Annotated in this window: 14 protein-coding genes; 7 read left to right on the forward strand and 7 right to left on the reverse strand. The window is 68.4% G+C overall.

The features are described from left to right. Positions 1-615 carry a GtrA family protein gene (locus ACZY1G_RS11845; RefSeq protein WP_463814468.1) on the reverse strand — a complete coding sequence of 205 codons (615 nt, stop codon included), beginning with the start codon at positions 613-615 and terminating at the stop codon, positions 1-3. Positions 616-745: 130 nt separating this feature from the next. Here ACZY1G_RS11845 and ACZY1G_RS11850 point away from each other — a divergent pair, with 130 nt between their 5' ends. Next, positions 746-1,900 carry a 5-(carboxyamino)imidazole ribonucleotide synthase gene (locus ACZY1G_RS11850; protein ID WP_463822617.1) on the forward strand — a complete coding sequence of 385 codons (1,155 nt, stop codon included), beginning with the start codon at positions 746-748 and terminating at the stop codon, positions 1,898-1,900. Then, positions 1,897-2,397: a 5-(carboxyamino)imidazole ribonucleotide mutase gene (purE, locus tag ACZY1G_RS11855; RefSeq protein ID WP_463822618.1), complete on the forward strand. Its 501-nt coding sequence runs from the start codon at positions 1,897-1,899 to the stop codon at positions 2,395-2,397. The genes ACZY1G_RS11850 and purE overlap by 4 nt, the downstream gene beginning before the upstream one ends. Here the strand turns inward: purE and ACZY1G_RS11860 are convergent. Then, positions 2,383-2,670, reverse strand: a complete 288-nt coding sequence (locus tag ACZY1G_RS11860) for a hypothetical protein (RefSeq protein WP_463822480.1) — start codon at positions 2,668-2,670, stop codon at positions 2,383-2,385. The genes purE and ACZY1G_RS11860 overlap by 15 nt on opposite strands. A gap of 10 nt (positions 2,671-2,680) precedes the next feature. Further along, positions 2,681-5,485, reverse strand: a complete 2,805-nt coding sequence (locus ACZY1G_RS11865) for a helix-turn-helix transcriptional regulator (protein ID WP_463822481.1) — start codon at positions 5,483-5,485, stop codon at positions 2,681-2,683. Between the two features lie 606 nt (positions 5,486-6,091). Between ACZY1G_RS11865 and ACZY1G_RS11870 the strand changes: the two genes are divergently transcribed. Next, a complete protein-coding gene (locus tag ACZY1G_RS11870) occupies positions 6,092-7,261 on the forward strand; it encodes an acyl-CoA dehydrogenase (RefSeq protein ID WP_463814472.1) in 1,170 nt (389 codons plus the stop codon). Positions 7,262-7,323: 62 nt separating this feature from the next. Here ACZY1G_RS11870 and ACZY1G_RS11875 read toward each other — a convergent pair whose 3' ends face one another. The 4 genes from ACZY1G_RS11875 to ACZY1G_RS11890 all read right to left on the reverse strand — a co-directional run bounded on the left by ACZY1G_RS11875 (position 7,324) and on the right by ACZY1G_RS11890 (position 10,986). After that, a complete protein-coding gene (locus ACZY1G_RS11875) occupies positions 7,324-8,121 on the reverse strand; it encodes a biotin--[acetyl-CoA-carboxylase] ligase (protein WP_463822482.1) in 798 nt (265 codons plus the stop codon). A 146-nt stretch (positions 8,122-8,267) separates the two neighbouring features. Beyond that, the gene (locus ACZY1G_RS11880; RefSeq protein WP_463822483.1) at positions 8,268-8,594 is read right to left on the reverse strand and encodes a hypothetical protein; all 327 of its coding nucleotides are present in this window, start codon (positions 8,592-8,594) and stop codon (positions 8,268-8,270) included. Positions 8,595-8,806: 212 nt separating this feature from the next. Next, positions 8,807-9,517: a TIGR03089 family protein gene (locus ACZY1G_RS11885; protein WP_463822619.1), complete on the reverse strand. Its 711-nt coding sequence runs from the start codon at positions 9,515-9,517 to the stop codon at positions 8,807-8,809. Continuing rightward, positions 9,517-10,986 carry an LCP family protein gene (locus ACZY1G_RS11890; protein WP_463822484.1) on the reverse strand — a complete coding sequence of 490 codons (1,470 nt, stop codon included), beginning with the start codon at positions 10,984-10,986 and terminating at the stop codon, positions 9,517-9,519. The genes ACZY1G_RS11885 and ACZY1G_RS11890 overlap by 1 nt, the downstream gene beginning before the upstream one ends. A 68-nt stretch (positions 10,987-11,054) precedes the next feature. Between ACZY1G_RS11890 and rfbD the strand changes: the two genes are divergently transcribed. Genes rfbD through manB form a run of 4 tightly spaced genes read left to right on the forward strand, consistent with a single transcriptional unit; the run spans position 11,055 to position 16,309 of the window. Continuing rightward, on the forward strand, positions 11,055-11,909 hold the full coding sequence (gene rfbD, locus ACZY1G_RS11895; protein WP_463822485.1) for a dTDP-4-dehydrorhamnose reductase: 855 nt from the start codon (positions 11,055-11,057) through the stop codon (positions 11,907-11,909). Between the two features lie 60 nt (positions 11,910-11,969). Continuing rightward, positions 11,970-14,291, forward strand: coding sequence for an EAL domain-containing protein (locus tag ACZY1G_RS11900; protein ID WP_463822486.1), 2,322 nt, complete (start codon positions 11,970-11,972; stop codon positions 14,289-14,291). Positions 14,292-14,340: 49 nt separating this feature from the next. Beyond that, on the forward strand, positions 14,341-15,216 hold the full coding sequence (locus ACZY1G_RS11905) for a glycosyltransferase family 2 protein (protein ID WP_463822487.1): 876 nt from the start codon (positions 14,341-14,343) through the stop codon (positions 15,214-15,216). Between the two features lie 16 nt (positions 15,217-15,232). Next, positions 15,233-16,309 (forward strand): mannose-1-phosphate guanylyltransferase, encoded by a 1,077-nt coding sequence (gene manB, locus ACZY1G_RS11910; RefSeq protein ID WP_463814877.1) that lies wholly within the window; start codon positions 15,233-15,235, stop codon positions 16,307-16,309. Positions 16,310-16,335: the final 26 nt, after the last annotated feature.

The following is a 16,335-nucleotide window of genomic DNA, read 5'->3' on the forward strand; positions in this document are numbered from 1 at the left end:
CTAGCGGCGGAACGACCGAGTAGGCCTGACCGTCGCCTTTGTGGCGTGCCGCAGCTCGTACTCGTCTTCCAGTGCCTCGGCGATACCGCCGCCGGTCAGCGTCGACTCCAGTGCCTTCTCCGGATTGCGCGCGAACTCGTCGGGGAAGACGAAGCGGCGGAACGCCCAGAAACGGAACGCCATCTGCAGCAGGTTCCCGATGACGTAGGCGGACACGAAGTCGGCGATGTTCTCGGTGAACAGCGACACCATCGGCACCCGCAGCATCAACACGTAGCTCGAGAACCACAACGGGGCCATGCTCAGCACCACGCCCACGGCGCTGACCCCGAAGAACAGCAGCGCCTCATGGTGCTTCTCGCGACCACCGCGGTCGCGGAAGCTCCACTCCCGATTGAGGATGTAGGAGGCGATCACCGCGACGATGCCGGCGATGATCTTCGCCGTCACCGGCTTGGGCTCGAGAATGGTCAGCTTGAGCGTGAAGAAGATCGCGGAGTCGATGACGAACGTCGTCGCACCGACGATGGCGAACTTGATCAGCTCGTGGTGCCGCTCGGCGTAGGGACGGAGCGGCCCGGGGAGACGCTTGATCGTCGCATCGGCAAAGGACACAAGGAGCGAGTCTACGTAACCATCCCGCCAAACACCCAAGCGCAAGGTAACCGCAGGTCAACGATGTGGTCTACGTCATGACACGATAGATGCCGTGCCACGAACCGCTACGTCACGTCCCGTCGTCGCCATGGTCGGCGGCGGACAACTCGCCCGGATGACCCATCAGGCGGCTATCGCGCTCGGTCAGACCCTGAGGGTGCTCGCGATCCGCGACGACGAGTCCGCCGCCCAGGTGACACCCGACGTCCTCCTCGGTCACCACACCGACTACGACGCGCTCCGCCGGGTCGCCGAGGGCGCGACCGCCCTCACGTTCGACCACGAGCACGTGCCCACCGAACTGCTCGAGAAGCTCGTCGCCGACGGTGTCGCCGTCTACCCGCCGCCCGAGGCGCTGGTGCACGCCCAGGACAAGCTGGTGATGCGCCGGCGGCTGTCGGAGCTCGGCGCGCCCGTGCCGCGCTTCTCCGAGGTGACCTCCGCTGACGATGCCGAGGCCTTCGCGATGGAGGTGGGCGGGCCGGTGGTCATCAAGACCGTGCGCGGCGGCTACGACGGCCGCGGCGTGATCATGGCCGACTCACCCGACGATGCCCGCGAGATCGTCGGCCGCTACCTGGCCGACGGAGTGCCCGTCATGGTCGAGGAGAAGGTGGCCATGCGCCGCGAACTGGCCGCCCTGGTGGCCCGCTCACCGTTCGGGCAGGGGGCGGCATGGCCGGTGGTCGAGACCGTGCAGGAGGACGGCATCTGCGTGACCGTGATCGCACCGGCCCCGTCTCTCGGGGAGTTGGGTTCTGCAGCAACCGAATTGGCGCTGGGGCTGGCTTCCTCGCTCGGGGTGGTGGGGGTGTTGGCCGTCGAGCTGTTCGAGACCGTGGACGGCTCCCTGCTGGTCAACGAGTTGGCGATGCGTCCGCACAACTCTGGGCACTGGACCATGGACGGCTCCCGCACCTCACAGTTCGAACAGCACATCCGGGCGGTGCTGGACTATCCGCTCGGTGACACCTCGCCGCTGACGCCCTACACGGTGATGGGCAACGTGATCGGAGCGCCGGTGCTGCCGGAGATGTCGATGGACGAACGCGTGCACCACCTGTTCGCCCGGATGCCCGAGGCCAAGGTGCACCTCTACGGCAAGGAGGAGCGGCCTGGTCGCAAGATCGGGCACGTCAACATCGTCGGCGAGGACTGGGAGTCGTTGCGCGAGCGCGCCGAGCGGGCGGCACACTGGCTCTCGCACGCCGAATGGACCGACGGATGGGACCCTCACGCATGACGCCTCGGGTGGGCTTGATCATGGGCAGCGACAGCGACTGGCCGGTGATGTCAGACGCCGCCGACGCGCTCGCCGAGTTCGAGGTGCCGTTCGAGGTCGGCGTCGTCTCCGCGCACCGCACGCCCGCTCGGATGCTGACCTACGCCCAGGAGGCCGCCGGGCGCGGCATAGAGGTGATCATCGCCGGTGCCGGCGGCGCGGCACACCTGCCGGGCATGGTCGCCTCGGCCACGCCGCTGCCGGTGATCGGGGTGCCGGTGCCGCTGGCGCGGCTCGACGGCATGGACTCCCTGCTGTCGATCGTGCAGATGCCGGCCGGTGTCCCGGTGGCGACGGTGTCGATCGGCGGGGCACGCAATGCCGGGCTGTTGGCCGTGCGCATCCTCGGCGCCTCCGATCCCGGACTGCGCGAACGCATGTCGGCGTTCCAGGCCGGGCTCGAGAAGATGGTGCTGGAGAAGGACGAGGCGCTGCGGCGAAAGCTATTGGGGGAGTAGGCGGGCCTGCACGCCCTCGATGACGCGGTCGACCGGCCGGCCCGCCAGACGGCAGGCCAGCGTCACCGCCGTCGCGGAATCCGCCGCGAACACGCCATAGAGAACCTCCTCGGCCGCGGCAGCGATCACAGCGAGGAGGTCGACGGCGCGTCCGTCGGCCCGCATCTGCGCGCACACCGCCACAAGCGCCGCCACGATCCCGTCGACATCCGACGGGACCGGCTGATACCACTCGGTGAGAAAGCACGGTCGCGATGCGCCCAGACTGGCCACACAGACGACGCTATCGACCGTCCGCCGTCTGTGAATCAGGGTTTTCCCTGCCGTCTTGCAGTCGCCTGTGTAGTTGGGCGCGGGACCGGATGCCGAGCTTCCGGTAGACCTTGCTCAGGTTCATCTCCACGGTCTTCGGCGACAGGAACAACTCCGTCGCGATCTCCTTGTTCGACAGGCCCGCGGCGGCATGCTGTGCGACACGCATCTCGGCCGGCGTGAGCACCGACGTGCTCTCCCTGGCCCCGGTGAGCCGCCTCAGCTCGGCTTCGGCCCGGCGCTGCCACAGCCGCGCACCGAGGTCCTCGAAGGTGCGCAGCGCCTCTTCCACCGTCGTGGCGGCCGCCTGTCGGCGGCGCTGCCGCCGCTGCAGCTGGCCCAGAACCAATTGCGTGCGAGCCTTCTCCAGCGGCATCGGCAACCGCTCATGGAACGTCAGCGCGGTGATCGCCTCCTCCTCGGCGCGCTCGAGATCGCCCCGAACCGCGTGGATCAGCGCACGACCGCGGGCCGCTGACGCGAGCATCCACGCTCGATCGGTCCGGGGTCCGTTGTCCCAGAGAATGTCTACGAGCTTCTCGGCCTCGTCGACGCGCTGCACCGCGGTCAATGCCTCGATAGCTTCCGGCATCCAACTGGCAAGCAGGATCTCGGTCCCGCACGTGGGATCGAAGTCGTTCAGCAGAGGTTCGCACGCGGCGAGCGCGGCGCCGTAGTCACCGAGCGAGACCTCCAGGTGCGCGAGGCAGGCGCGCGGGGTGACCGTCAGCCCGATTCCTCCAGTGCGCTCAGCCAACTCGGTTGCCGCGCGCGCCAACGTCCTGGTCACCTCGACATCGCCGGTATGTGCGGCAACGACGGCCCGGGCGGTCAACGAGAAGTGCTGCGCGTGATGGCCGCCGATCTGCTCTGCCCGCACGGCGATCTCGGCAGCTGCCTGCCCAGCGGCGCGATAGTCCCCGGCCCACACATTCGCCATCGTGGTGTGCTGGTTCACCCAGATCGCATCCAGCTCGCTCCCGCGCTCGAGACAGATAGCGCGCAGTTCGGCGAACTGCGATGTCGCCGCGTCGAGCTTGCCGGTCCACGAGTTGATCACGGCAGCAACAGCATCGGCGCGCATGTTCACGAACGGTGCTCCGTTGTCGCCCTGCAAGGCAATGGCCTCGTCGAGTGCTGTGGCGTCGAGGCCACTGCCGTACATGAACGACAGCATCACCCACACCGAGCGTGCCTGACTCTTGGCGGCAGCCTCGCCGATCCCGTCGGCGCACTCCACCGCCTGGCGCGCACACTCGACACCCTCGTGGGGCCGGCCGGCGACTGCGAACGCGGAGCTGAGCAGCATCAGGCCCTGCAGCCGCAGGCTCGGCACATCCGCGGCTTCGGCGACACCCGCCGACAGACCCTCGACCGCAGCGGTGAACGTCCCGTCGTATCCGTCGATCGCTCCTCGGAGCATCCTCACCGAACCCCGGATCACGCCCGGGGCCAGATCGGCGTCCGCCTTCTCGGCGTGCTGACGTGCCGCGTCGATCGCACCCGCCTCGAAGTGATACCGCGCGGCGAGCAGACGACGAACCGGGGTATCACCACCGAGAGTGATTGCCAGTTCCAGCAATTCGGCCGCCGTGGCCGGCGCGCCCTGGCCGCGGGCCACTGACGACGCCACGTCGAGTGCCGTCAGCGTGGTCTCGTCACCGCTCGTGGCCGCCGAGGCCAGATGCCGGGCCTTCAGTTCGGGGGGATCGACCACCTCGGCGAGGCGGCGGTGTATTTCCCGTCGTCGGCCGGGTTCCGCCGCGGCGTACACCCCACTGGACAGCAGAGGATGGGCGAAGCGGATCGACTGTCCGGTGAGCACCACGATGCGAGCCGCGCCGTCACGTTCGATCAGATCGATCACCTGATCCGGGCGCCGTCTGACGGCTCGTGCGACCACATCCACCGTCGGCAAAGGCGTACTCGCCACCGCCAGCAGCACCTCCGCGGCGTCGGGACCGATGTGCTTGATCCGTTGCTCGACCAGTGCCGCAAGAGATTCGGGCAAGCGGCGATCGATCGGCACGCCGTCATCGACCGCGCGCGCCAATTCCAATGCGTAGAAGGGGTTTCCACCGGAGATGTCGTGAATCCTGCGCATGACGGGGCGAGGTGGCACCCGACCGAAATGAGATGCCAGAAGCATATGCAACCCGCCGAGTGTCAACGGAGACATCGTCATCCGGCGCACCGCGCCCGGAATCCCGAGCTCCAGCCACGGCAGCATGTCGAGTACGTCGCGCTCGCCGGTGCGCGCGGTGACGAGCACTCCGAACGGCTGAGTCACCCGTCGCAACGCGTAACGAACGGCGGTGGCGCTGGACGCGTCGAGCCACTGGAGGTCGTCGATGATCACCAGCAGGGGGGTGCGGGCCGCGAGGTGCTGCAACACCGAGTGCAATGCGGCGCCGGCTGCGCGTTCGTCGGCCGCGGGAAGCTCGTGACCGCGCAGGAGGACCCGGTTCAATGCGTCCCGTTGCACACCGGCAAGCCGGTCGATCACCGCCTCGTCGACGTCGGTCAGGAGGTCTGCCAACCCGGCGAAACCCAGCGTGACCTCGCTCGGACTGCCTCGGGTGAGCAGGACCCGGAACCCCCGCGCCGTTGCGGTGTCGCTCGCCTCCAGCGTGAACGTCGTCTTCCCGATGCCGGCTTCGCCGTCGACGACCAGCCCGACCGGACCAGATGCGGCGGCGGTCAACAGGGCATCGAGCGCCTGGGCTTCGGCCTCACGAAAGACCGCGCGCGGGCTTTCGATGTCGTGGCCCGGCATTGTTCTCCCCTGAATGGTCACCGTGGTGAACCAACAATAGGCCGCGTGCGCAAGCCTTCCGGGACAGCAATCGGAGGCATATTCGCCGTGTGCGGGAGCTGCTGGGGAAGTGCTTGGTCAGAGCCTCTAATGCTGCATGTCAGGGTTTGCTGACGGGGGCGTCAGTGGGAGAAGCATCGTTTTGCTTAGCAAACTCGCCGAGGCGCGCTCGGCGGCGCTGATTTTGAGCGACGGATACTGTGGTGTGATGTTGGTCACACACTGCGCTGGAGGGTCTGGATCAGGATGCGCGGAGCACGACGATCGGTTCGGCGCTCTGCACAGGAGCAGCGACCTGGATGTGACCCGTCTGCGCCGCGTGCATACCAGCGTCAACGACAGCAGAAGCGCGCAGAACATGGGGAGTGCCGTTCCACCCGCACTCGCAGTGAGCGGTACGTCGGAAAGCGGGACCGTCGATGAAGACCTGCATGTTTCGGAGAGTAGCCAGGCAAGTTGTGAATTAACCACGTCTAGTGCTGAGGTTCGGCTGAGAGCGCGGGCATGCGGACTTCGCGCCGACGCGCGAGCACGGTAAAGTTACCGGCGAGTAGCAAGGAGATGATGATGGCTGGTTGGGGCGGAAATCCCTCGTTCGATCTTTTCCAGTTGCCCGAGGAGCACCAAGAGCTCCGCGAGGCGATCCGCGCGCTGGCGGAAAAGGAGATCGCTCCGTACGCGGCGGACGTCGACGAGAACTCGCGGTTCCCGCAGGAGGCACTCGACGCGCTGGTGTCCAACGGCTTCAACGCCGTGCACGTGCCCGAGGAGTACGACGGGCAGGGCGCCGACTCGGTGGCGGCGTGCATCGTCATCGAAGAAGTGGCCCGGGTCGACGCCTCGGCGTCGCTGATCCCGGCCGTCAACAAGCTCGGCACCATGGGGCTGATCCTTCGCGGCTCCGACGAGCTGAAGAAGAAGGTGCTGCCGTCGATCGCCTCCGGTGAGGCGATGGCGTCCTATGCGCTGTCCGAGCGCGAGGCCGGCAGCGACGCCGCCGCGATGCGCACCCGCGCCAAGGCCGACGGCGACGACTGGATTCTCAACGGCACCAAATGCTGGATCACCAACGGCGGCAAGTCCTCCTGGTACACCGTCATGGCCGTCACCGATCCCGACAAGGGCGCCAACGGCATCTCGGCGTTCATGGTCCACATCGACGACGAGGGCTTCACGATCGGACCCAAGGAGCGCAAGCTCGGCATCAAGGGCTCACCGACCACCGAGCTGTACTTCGAGAACTGCCGCATCCCGGGCGACCGCATCATCGGCGACCCCGGCACCGGCTTCAAGACCGCCCTGGCCACGCTGGACCACACCCGCCCGACCATCGGTGCGCAGGCCGTCGGCATCGCGCAGGGGGCGCTCGACGCGGCGATCGAATACACCAAGGATCGCAAGCAGTTCGGCAAGAGCATCTCGGACTTCCAGGCGGTGCAGTTCATGCTCGCCGACATGGCGATGAAGGTCGAGGCCGCACGGCTGATGGTCTACAGCGCCGCCGCTCGGGCCGAGCGTGGCGAGGGCAACCTCGGCTTCATCTCCGCGGCCTCGAAGTGCCTGGCCTCCGATGTCGCGATGGAGGTCACCACCGACGCCGTGCAGCTGTTCGGCGGGGCTGGCTACACCATCGACTTCCCCGTCGAGCGCATGATGCGTGACGCCAAGATCACGCAGATCTACGAGGGCACCAACCAGATCCAGCGCGTCGTGATGAGTCGCGCGCTGCTGAAGTGAGCTTCGCCGCGGAATAGCATTCCTGGTCGCTGCCGGGCGGGCGATTTTCACAACCTGGAGTGCTATTCCGCGGGTGGTTCGGCCGGCCGCAGGTGAGTGATGTCGGCTGCTGAGACCGTGACGAGCGAGCCGTCGCGATCGATGATCAAGCGTCCGCCGTCGTCGACAGCCGTTGCGACACCTATGATTTCGTCGTCTCCCGGCAGCAGAGCGCGCACCCGGGTGCCGATCGTCGAGCTGATCCCGCGATAGTCCGCGGCAAGACTGGCATCAGCGGCGCGCCACTGCTGGATCCGCTCGCTGAGAGTGTGCAGCAGCGCGGCCGCGAGCTCGGTGCGGTCGACATCGTGACCGAGCATCGTCATCGACACGGCATTGGGGTCGGGCACATCGCTCGCGTCGAAGCTCACGTTGAGCCCGACACCCACCACGACGACGGGAGCCGCCACCTCGGCGAGGATGCCAGCCAACTTTCCGCTGCCGACCAGAACGTCGTTGGGCCACTTCACCGTCGCGTCCACGCCATACGATTGCACCGTCGTCGCGACGGCGAGGCCGGTCAACAGCGGCAGCCAGCCCCAGCTCTCCGGCGCGACGCCCGTGGTGTCGACGCCGACGGACATCGAGATCTGCGTGCGCGGGGGAGCCGACCATCGGCGCCCGTGCCGGCCGCGCCCGGCCGACTGATGCTCGGCCAGCAGCACCGCCCCGCCGATGTCCTCACCGTCGGCAGCACGAGCGACCAGGTCGGCGTTCGTCGATCCCGTGTCCTCGACGACGTCGACGCGACGCCACCCCGTTCCGTCGAGCGCGGCGTGCAGGACTTCGCGATTCAGGGCAACGCGTTCAGGTGACGGCATTGATCGAGGCTATAGGCACCCTGACCTCGCTGGCCCGGGGTGCCGGCTATGCACCAACTGCTTTGCTGGCCGTGAGTGGCGGAACTCGCCCCCAGGAACGCGAAAACGACCCGCGAATGACGGGTGGTTTCGCTCGACGTACTGAACTACTTCGCTGCGGCGTCCGAGTGTTCGATGGTCTCGACCTGCTGCGCCGCCCACGCATGCTCGGTGGTCGCCCGGTTGAGATGCCCGAAGCCGATCACGAAGGCGACCATCGCGGCGAGCGCCCACAGGTTCCCGAACACCCATTCCCAGGTGGTTGCGGTGGGTGCCGACTCGAGCCAGTACGCGGCGATCGCGACCAGCGCATACCCGCAGAACACGAAGAACCGGCCGTCAGCGCTGGCCAACCAGCCGGCGTGCCGGCGGTTGCGGAGGTGCCACAGCGTGAGCGCCACCAGGACTGCCAGTGCGGTGATGGTTGTGTCCATCGGCGCCGTCCTTTGCCAGATCTGCCGCTGTCGGTCGTTGATCAGTGTGCGCGATCAACCTGTGAACAGCATGTGGTTACGGGAACATTAAGGTCACAGTAACGATTCTGTCAATTATGTCGGGTTCGAAGCCGCTTTCGGTAACAGTGGCTTCCGACTTCGCCAGAACGGCACGTCCGTGTCACAAAAGGATCTCGACGTGGTTTCCGCGCTCAGCCGCGCGTGATCTTCTCCGTAGCTCGCCGACGCTCCAGCGCGGAGGCGTCCGGATGCGCGACATAGACGAGGGACGCACCCACCGCATAGGGCGCGACCAGATGAGCAACCACATCGTCGGCGGTGTCCCAGGGTGCGCTGGACAGCACCCGATCATCGGCGCTCAAGCCCTGCGCGTCGGCAGCGGCACGAGCCGCGGCGAGAACGTCATCGCCTGAGCGGCCATTCAACGCCGGACCCGGGTTCCGCTCCGCGACGATCTGGTCACCGTGCACCCGCACAGCCGTCGCGTAATCGGTAACTCCCACAGGGAGATTCGCCACCGGGCGGCCGAACGGGTCCAACGACAGCACCGCGACCTCACCACCGCTGACCGCGGCGTCCGCGTCATCGAGCCGGCCCTCGGCGCACAGCGCGAGGTCGGCGTCACCGTCGCCGAGGACGGCCTCCGCTCCAATCCACCAGATGCCGAGCAGCACCGCCGCCGTCTGCCAGTGAGCCGGCAGCAACACCGCCACCCGGCTGCCCGGGCCGGCCCCCATCTCATCGCGCAGCAGGTTGGCGGTCTTGGCCGCCCAGTTCGCCAACGTCACCGTCGAACATTCGATGCGCTCACCGGTCGCGTCGTCGTAATAGGTGATACGCGGCCCAGCCGGATTGCGTGCCAGCAGCGGATCGAGAATCGCCGAGGAGAGGTTGATCGCCATCAGTTGACGCACTGCGGGTCGTTCGACCCCGCCGTGATGATCGGCGACGCGGTCGGCAGTGCCTCGCCGCCGCCAGACGCGTTGGCCACCGGGGCCGACAGCGTGACGTCCGTGCCGTCCAGACCCGAACCGGGACCGGTGTAGTCAGCCGCCAGCACCACCCGCACCGCACCCTGGGGCACCGACGCGTCCTCGATGACCGGCAGGCCACCCAGCTGCGTGGCCACCTCCTGGGCGCCCCTGTCGTCGCTCGAGGCCGCCTGGACCTGGCTGTTCGTGACCTTGGTTCCCTCGTTGTTGCCGACGTTGCCGGCGACGAAGCCCTTAACCGTCAACACCTGCGACACCGCCGCGGCCAAGCCGTTCACATCGCTGTCGTTGATCACGTCGACCGTGGTCTTGTCAGGGCTGTAGGCGAGCTCGTCGGTCTTTCCCTCCTCCTGGTCGTGCAGGAGGCTGCTCACCCACTCCTTCACCTCAGGGGGGTTCACCCGCACCACCGACTGCATACCGTCGTCGCTCCAGCCCGCCTCTTCGACGATCGGGATCGTGGCGAACGCGATGTTGCCGCCCGAGAGCTTGCTCAGCTGGTCGGCGAAATCCATGATGCTCCAGCCGTCGGAGAGGACGACGGAGCGCTGCACCGCGTCCTCGAGCCGGTTCAGCGTGGCGGGGCTCGACAGCGTCTTGCTCGAGATCACCTCATGCGCCAACGACGCCATGAACGCCTGCTGGCGGGTCACCCGGTCCAGATCCCCGCGCGGCAGGTCATGGCGCTGCCGCACGAAACTCAGCGCCTGCGGGCCGCTCAGCTTCTGCCACCCGGCGGGGAAGTCGGCGCCCGAAAGAGGTTCGTAAACAGCATTTTTGAGGCAGACGTTGACCCCGCCCAAGGCATCGGTGATCAATGCGAAGCCCAGCAGGCCGACCTCGGCGTAGTGATCGACCGTCACGCCGGTGAGATTGGCGACCGTCTTGATCAGCTCCTCGCGGCCCGCCTCGGTCGCCTCTTTCTCCGCGACCTTCGGGTCCTCGCCCTCCTGCTCGACGAGCTGCTTCATCTTCTCCAGATGCACCGAGCCGTAGACGCCGTTGATCTTCATCTTCCCGATGCCCGGCGCCTCGACGTAGGAGTCGCGGGGAATCGAGATCGCCGTCGCCGAGCGCCCGTTGTTCGGGATGCGGATCAAGATGATCGTGTCGGTGTTGGTGGACACGTCGTCACCGGCGCGCAGCGTGGCCAGCTCCTCGGCGCTCAGCGGATTGCCGTGCGCATCGGTGCGGCTGTCCATGCCGACCAGCAGGATGTCGATCGCGCCGTCCTCGCCGCCCTCGCCGAGCGCGACCGGGCTGACGTGGTTGATGCCCGACTCGAAGGACCGGATCTTGCCCCACGCGACGCCGGTGCCGACGACGATCGCCAACGTCACGATGACGGAGATGACACGGGTCATCTGAGCTGCAGGCATCCGCCCAGGCTACTGGCGGGCGGGCGCGAGACGGGGGAGCCGTCCTCGGCGTGCCACACTCGCTACCTATGGCTGACCGAATCGTGATCACTGGAGCCGGCGGCATGGTCGGACGCTTTCTCGCAGGTCAGGCCGCCGCCCGAGGCCGCGAGGTCCTCGGGTTCACCTCGGCCGAGTGGGACATCACCGGAGATGACCCCGGTGAACTGCGCGCCGGCGACGTCGTCGTCAACTGCGCCGCCTTCACCCAGGTCGATCAGGCCGAGGCCGACCCCGACCGCGCACACGCCGTCAACGCCACCGGCGCCGGCAACGTCGCCGCGGCCTGCGCCCGGGCCGGGGCCTCACTCATCCACATCTCCACCGACTACGTCTTCGGCGCGTCCGGGGCGCGCGCGCCCTACGACATCGACGACGACACCGGGCCACTGTCGGTGTACGGGCGGACCAAGCTCGCCGGCGAGCACGCGGTGCTGGCGGCACTGCCAGCGGCGTACGTCGTACGCACCTCCTGGGTCTACGAAGGTGCCGACGGCACCGACTTCGTCGCCGCGATGCGCCGCACAGCCGCCGGATCGGACACCGTCGACGTCGTCGCCGACCAGATCGGCTCACCGACCTACGTGGGCGACCTGTGCGCTGCGCTGCTGCAGATCGCCGACGGGGGAGTGCGCGGGCCGATCCTGCACGCCTCCAACGCCGGCGAAGCCAGCCGGTTCGACCAGGCGCAGGCCGTGTTCTCGGAGCTCGGCGCCGACCCGTCGCGGGTCCGACCCGTCGACAGCGACCGCCACCCGCGCCCGGCGCCGCGGCCGTCCTATTCGGCGCTGTCGGCGGCCGGATCCGTGCGGGCAGGCCTCACACCCCTGCGCGGGTGGCGGGAAGCGCTCGCGGACGCGCTTTCCGCCGACCGGCCAATGTGAAGACTCGGCGATAACGTCCCTCGATTGGTGGGAAGCTGCGGTGATGAGGGCGCAGCACAGGTGAAAGTCGGAGGTACCCGGGTGCCATCGGCGATGGCACCCGGGCGCCGACAGGGTCTCGCGCGGTACGTGGTCGCGGGAGTGCTCGTGCTGGGCGGCGCCGGCCTCCTCGCCTCCCTGTCCAGCTCCCGCGGGCCCGACCCGGGGGCCGCCACCGTCCTCGCCGTCGCGGCGTCGGCCGGCTGCTTGCTCCTCGGGACGATGTGGGTCGCGCGTCCACACTCCGACATGGTCGGCGTCCTCAGCGCCGCGGTGCTGGCCGTCGGGAGCCTCAGCCAGTCCCACGCGCTGCTCGGCCTCGCCGGATGCGTTCTGATCGCGGTGCTCAACAGCTTCGGCGCTCTGATGCACTCGACGCGCGGCGTCGTCGGCGTCATCGCGATCGCGATGGGAGCGACCGCAGTCCTCAGCGTCCAACTGGCCCACCACGCCGACGATCCGGTGCTCGCGATCGGTGCCGTGGCGGTGGTGAGCGCGCTCAACATCGGACTGCCTCTGGCCGTCACCGCCATCGCCCGCACCGTGCGAATGGACCTGCAGGAAGCCGAGTGCGACGCGCTGACCGGGCTCTACCACCGCCGCGCGTTCCTGCGGAAAGTCGCTCAGCTCACCGGCACGCCGGCCGGCCCGGACGCACGTCTGATCATCGCGATGATCGACATCGACGACTTCAAACGTCTCAACGACACCGCCGGGCACGCCGCCGGAGATCAGGCGCTGATCGCGATCGCCGACACTCTTCGCGATCAGGCGCCGCCGAGCGCGGTCATCGCACGTTGGGGCGGTGAGGAATTCGCCGTCGCCGGCATTCTCGGCGACGAGCAGGCCGCCGAACTCGCCGAGCAGCTGTGCCGTCGACTGGCCGCGATCCCGTCGCGGGTGCCCTTCACCGCCAGCATCGGATGGTCCAGCATCGGGCTGCGCGCCATCGGTCTCGGCGCGGAGGCCAAGGGCGTCGACACGCTGATGATTCGCGCCGACAGTGCGATGTATGCGGCGAAACGCCGGGGCGGCAACCAGGTTCAACACTGCCCGACCGGACCGCTGGGCCCCGATGACTACTCCTTCGACGTGTGGCTGCAGCGGTCCACGCAGTTGATGGCCGACACGCCCGTCGACGCGGCGGCGCGACGACTCGATGCCGCCGTCGACGGCATCGGGCTGACGTCGGTCTTCCAGCCCATCGTGTCGCTCAGCGACGAAACCGTGATCGGCTACGAAGTGCTCACCCGCTGGCCGGAACTCGACGATCCGCTCCCCACTGACGTCTTCGCGCGGGCCGACGAGACCGGGCGCACCGAGGAACTGGAGGGTCACTGCACGGAGTCGGCGCTGCGCAGCGCGCTCGACGCCGGGGTGGGCCGCGACAACTGGTTGTTCATCAACACCGAACCGTCCGCGAGCGCGATCGCAGCGATCGACGGCCAGAAGCTGATCGTGGAACTCACCGAGCGGCGACTGCTCGAACACCCCGGTGCGCTGCTGCGCAAAGTGGATGTGCTGCGCGCGCAGGGCTACGCCATCGCCCTCGACGACGTTGGCGTGCAACCGGATTCGTTGGCTCTGCTGGACATCGTGTGTCCGGAGGTGATCAAGCTGGAGCCCGGTGTGATCCAGCAGGGCGCCGACAACGAGGCGGTGCGCACCCTTGCCGCGGTGCTCGCCCACCGCCGACGAACCGGGGCGACCATTCTGGTGGAAGGCATCGAGACCACCGCTCAACTCGAGCGCGCCCGCGCGATCGGCGCGGAGCTGGGCCAGGGCTACCGGTTCGGCCGGCCGGCGCCCCTGGACCCCCTGCGCTCCACCACCACCACCGCGTGGGCGCCCGAGCCGATGGACCAACTACCCCCGCTGGGATCGGCGACCCCGTTCGAGATCGTCGCCGACGCCGCCGCCGTGCGCGTGGAACGCAGAGACACCCTCGTCGCCCTGTCCCGTTACATCGAGACCCTTGCACTCGCGGCGGCCAACCCGCCCATCGTGCTCGCCGCCCTGCAGCGCGCCGAGCACTTCACACCCGGCACCCGACGGATCTACCAGCGCATCGGCGCGGTGTCGCCGCTGGTCGTCGTCTTCGGTGAGAAACTGCCCGCCGATCTCGGGACCCTGCGCGGCGTGCCTCTCGACCCGCAGGACCCCCTGACCGCCGAATGGGTGGTCCTCGTCCTCGGGCCGGACACGGCCACCGCGATGGTCGCCCGCGAGGACCACGGGCGGCGGCGGGGAACCGACGGCGAACGCTGGTTCGCCGCCGCTGCCACGCACGATCGTCTGCTCGTGACGCTGGTGGCCCGCAGTCTCCTCAGCCGGGTGGGGTGACGCCGCCCGCGCCCGATACCCTCGACGCCGTGAGATGGATGGTCCCCGCGTGAGCGACGAACTCTTTGTCGTCACGGTGACCTACTCACCGGGGCCGCATCTGGATCGGTTCCTCGCGTCGCTGGCCCACGCCACCGAACGGCCCGTGACCGTGATCATGGCCGACAACGGCTCCGACGACGGCACACCCGAGGAAGCGATCGCGCGGTACCCCAACGCCCGCCTGCTCCGCACCGGGGCGAACCTCGGCTACGGCTCGGCGATCAACCGGGCCGTCACCGAATACGGACTGTCCACGACCACCGACATGTTCGTCGTCGCCAACCCCGACGTGCAATGGGGACCCGGCAGCATCGACCTGCTGTTGGAAGCCGCCGGCCGGTGGCCCCGGGCCGGCGCTCTGGGCCCGCTGATCCGCGACCCCGATGGGTCGGTGTACCCCTCGGCGCGGCACCTGCCGTCGATCATCCGGGGCGGCATGCACGCCGTCGTCGGACCGATCTGGCCGTCGAACCCGTGGACCGCCGTCTACCGCCAGGAGAGAGAGGACCCCAGCGAACGCGCCGTCGGCTGGCTCTCCGGATCCTGCCTGCTGATGCGCAGCGCCGCCTACGCCGAGATCGCCGGCTTCGACGAGCGCTACTTCATGTACATGGAGGACGTCGACCTCGGCGATCGGCTCGGCCGCACCGGGTGGCAGAACGTCTACGTCCCCTCAGCGGAGGTGCTGCACGCCAAAGGTCACTCGACTGGCCGCGATCCCGCCCGCAACCTCGCCGCCCACCACGCGAGCACTTACACTTTTCTCGCGGATCGTTACCCGAAGCGACGGCACGCTCCGCTACGGTGGGCGTTCCGGGCGGCACTGGGGGCGCGATCACGCCTGGTGGTGCGAAGTTCTCTGAAAGCCCGAGGGGGCAGCTGAAAGGGCAGGGGTGACGGTGAATCCAGCCGATGTCGATGCGGTCGTCCTTGTCGGCGGCATGGGCACACGCCTGCGCCCACTGACCTTGTCGGCCCCCAAGCCGATGTTGCCCACCGCCGGGTTGCCGTTCCTGACCCACCTGCTGTCACGGATCGCCGACGCCGGCATCGAACACGTGGTGCTCGGAACCTCCTACAAGGCGGGCGTGTTCGAAGCCGAATTCGGCGACGGCTCGAAACTCGGCCTGCAGATCGACTACGTCGTCGAGGACGAGCCGTTGGGCACCGGCGGCGGAATCGCCAACGTCGCATCCAAACTGCGCCACGACACTGCCGTCGTCTTCAACGGCGACGTGCTGAGCGGATGCGACCTGCGCGCACTGCTGAATTCGCACTCCGAGAACCAGGCCGACGTCACGCTGCACCTGGTGCGCGTCGGTGATCCCCGCGCATTCGGTTGCGTGCCAACCGAATCCGACGGCACCGTGACGGCCTTCCTGGAGAAGACGCAAGACCCGCCGACCGACCAGATCAACGCCGGCTGCTACGTGTTCAAGCGGTCGATCATCGAGCAGATCCCGACCGGCCGCGCGCTGTCCGTGGAGCGCGAGGTCTTTCCCGGACTGCTCGCCGACGGCCGAAAGGTCTGCGGCTACGTGGATTCGACCTACTGGCGTGACATGGGCACGCCGGAGGACTTCGTGCGCGGCTCGGCGGATCTGGTGCGTGGCATCGCGCCGTCGCCGGCTCTGGGCGGGCATCGCGGCGAATCGCTGGTGCACGACGGGGCGTCGGTCGCGCCGGGCGCGCTGTTGATCGGCGGCACCGTGATCGGTCGCGGCGCCGAGATCGCCGGCGGGGCGCGGTTGGACGGCGCGGTGATCTTCGACGGCGCGAAAGTGGGTGCGGGCGCGGTGATCGAGCGGTCGATCATCGGCTTCGGCGCGCACATCGGGCCGCGGGCGTTGATCCGCGACGGCGTGATCGGCGACGGCGCCGACGTCGGGGCGCGCTGTGAGCTGCTGCGTGGGGCACGGGTGTGGCCGGGGATCACGATTCCCGACGGCGGCATCCGCTTCTCGACGGACATCTAAGGCTTGTCTGCCGCGAGAGTGCTCTC

The organism is Mycobacterium sp. IDUB_5, assembly GCF_055419565.1.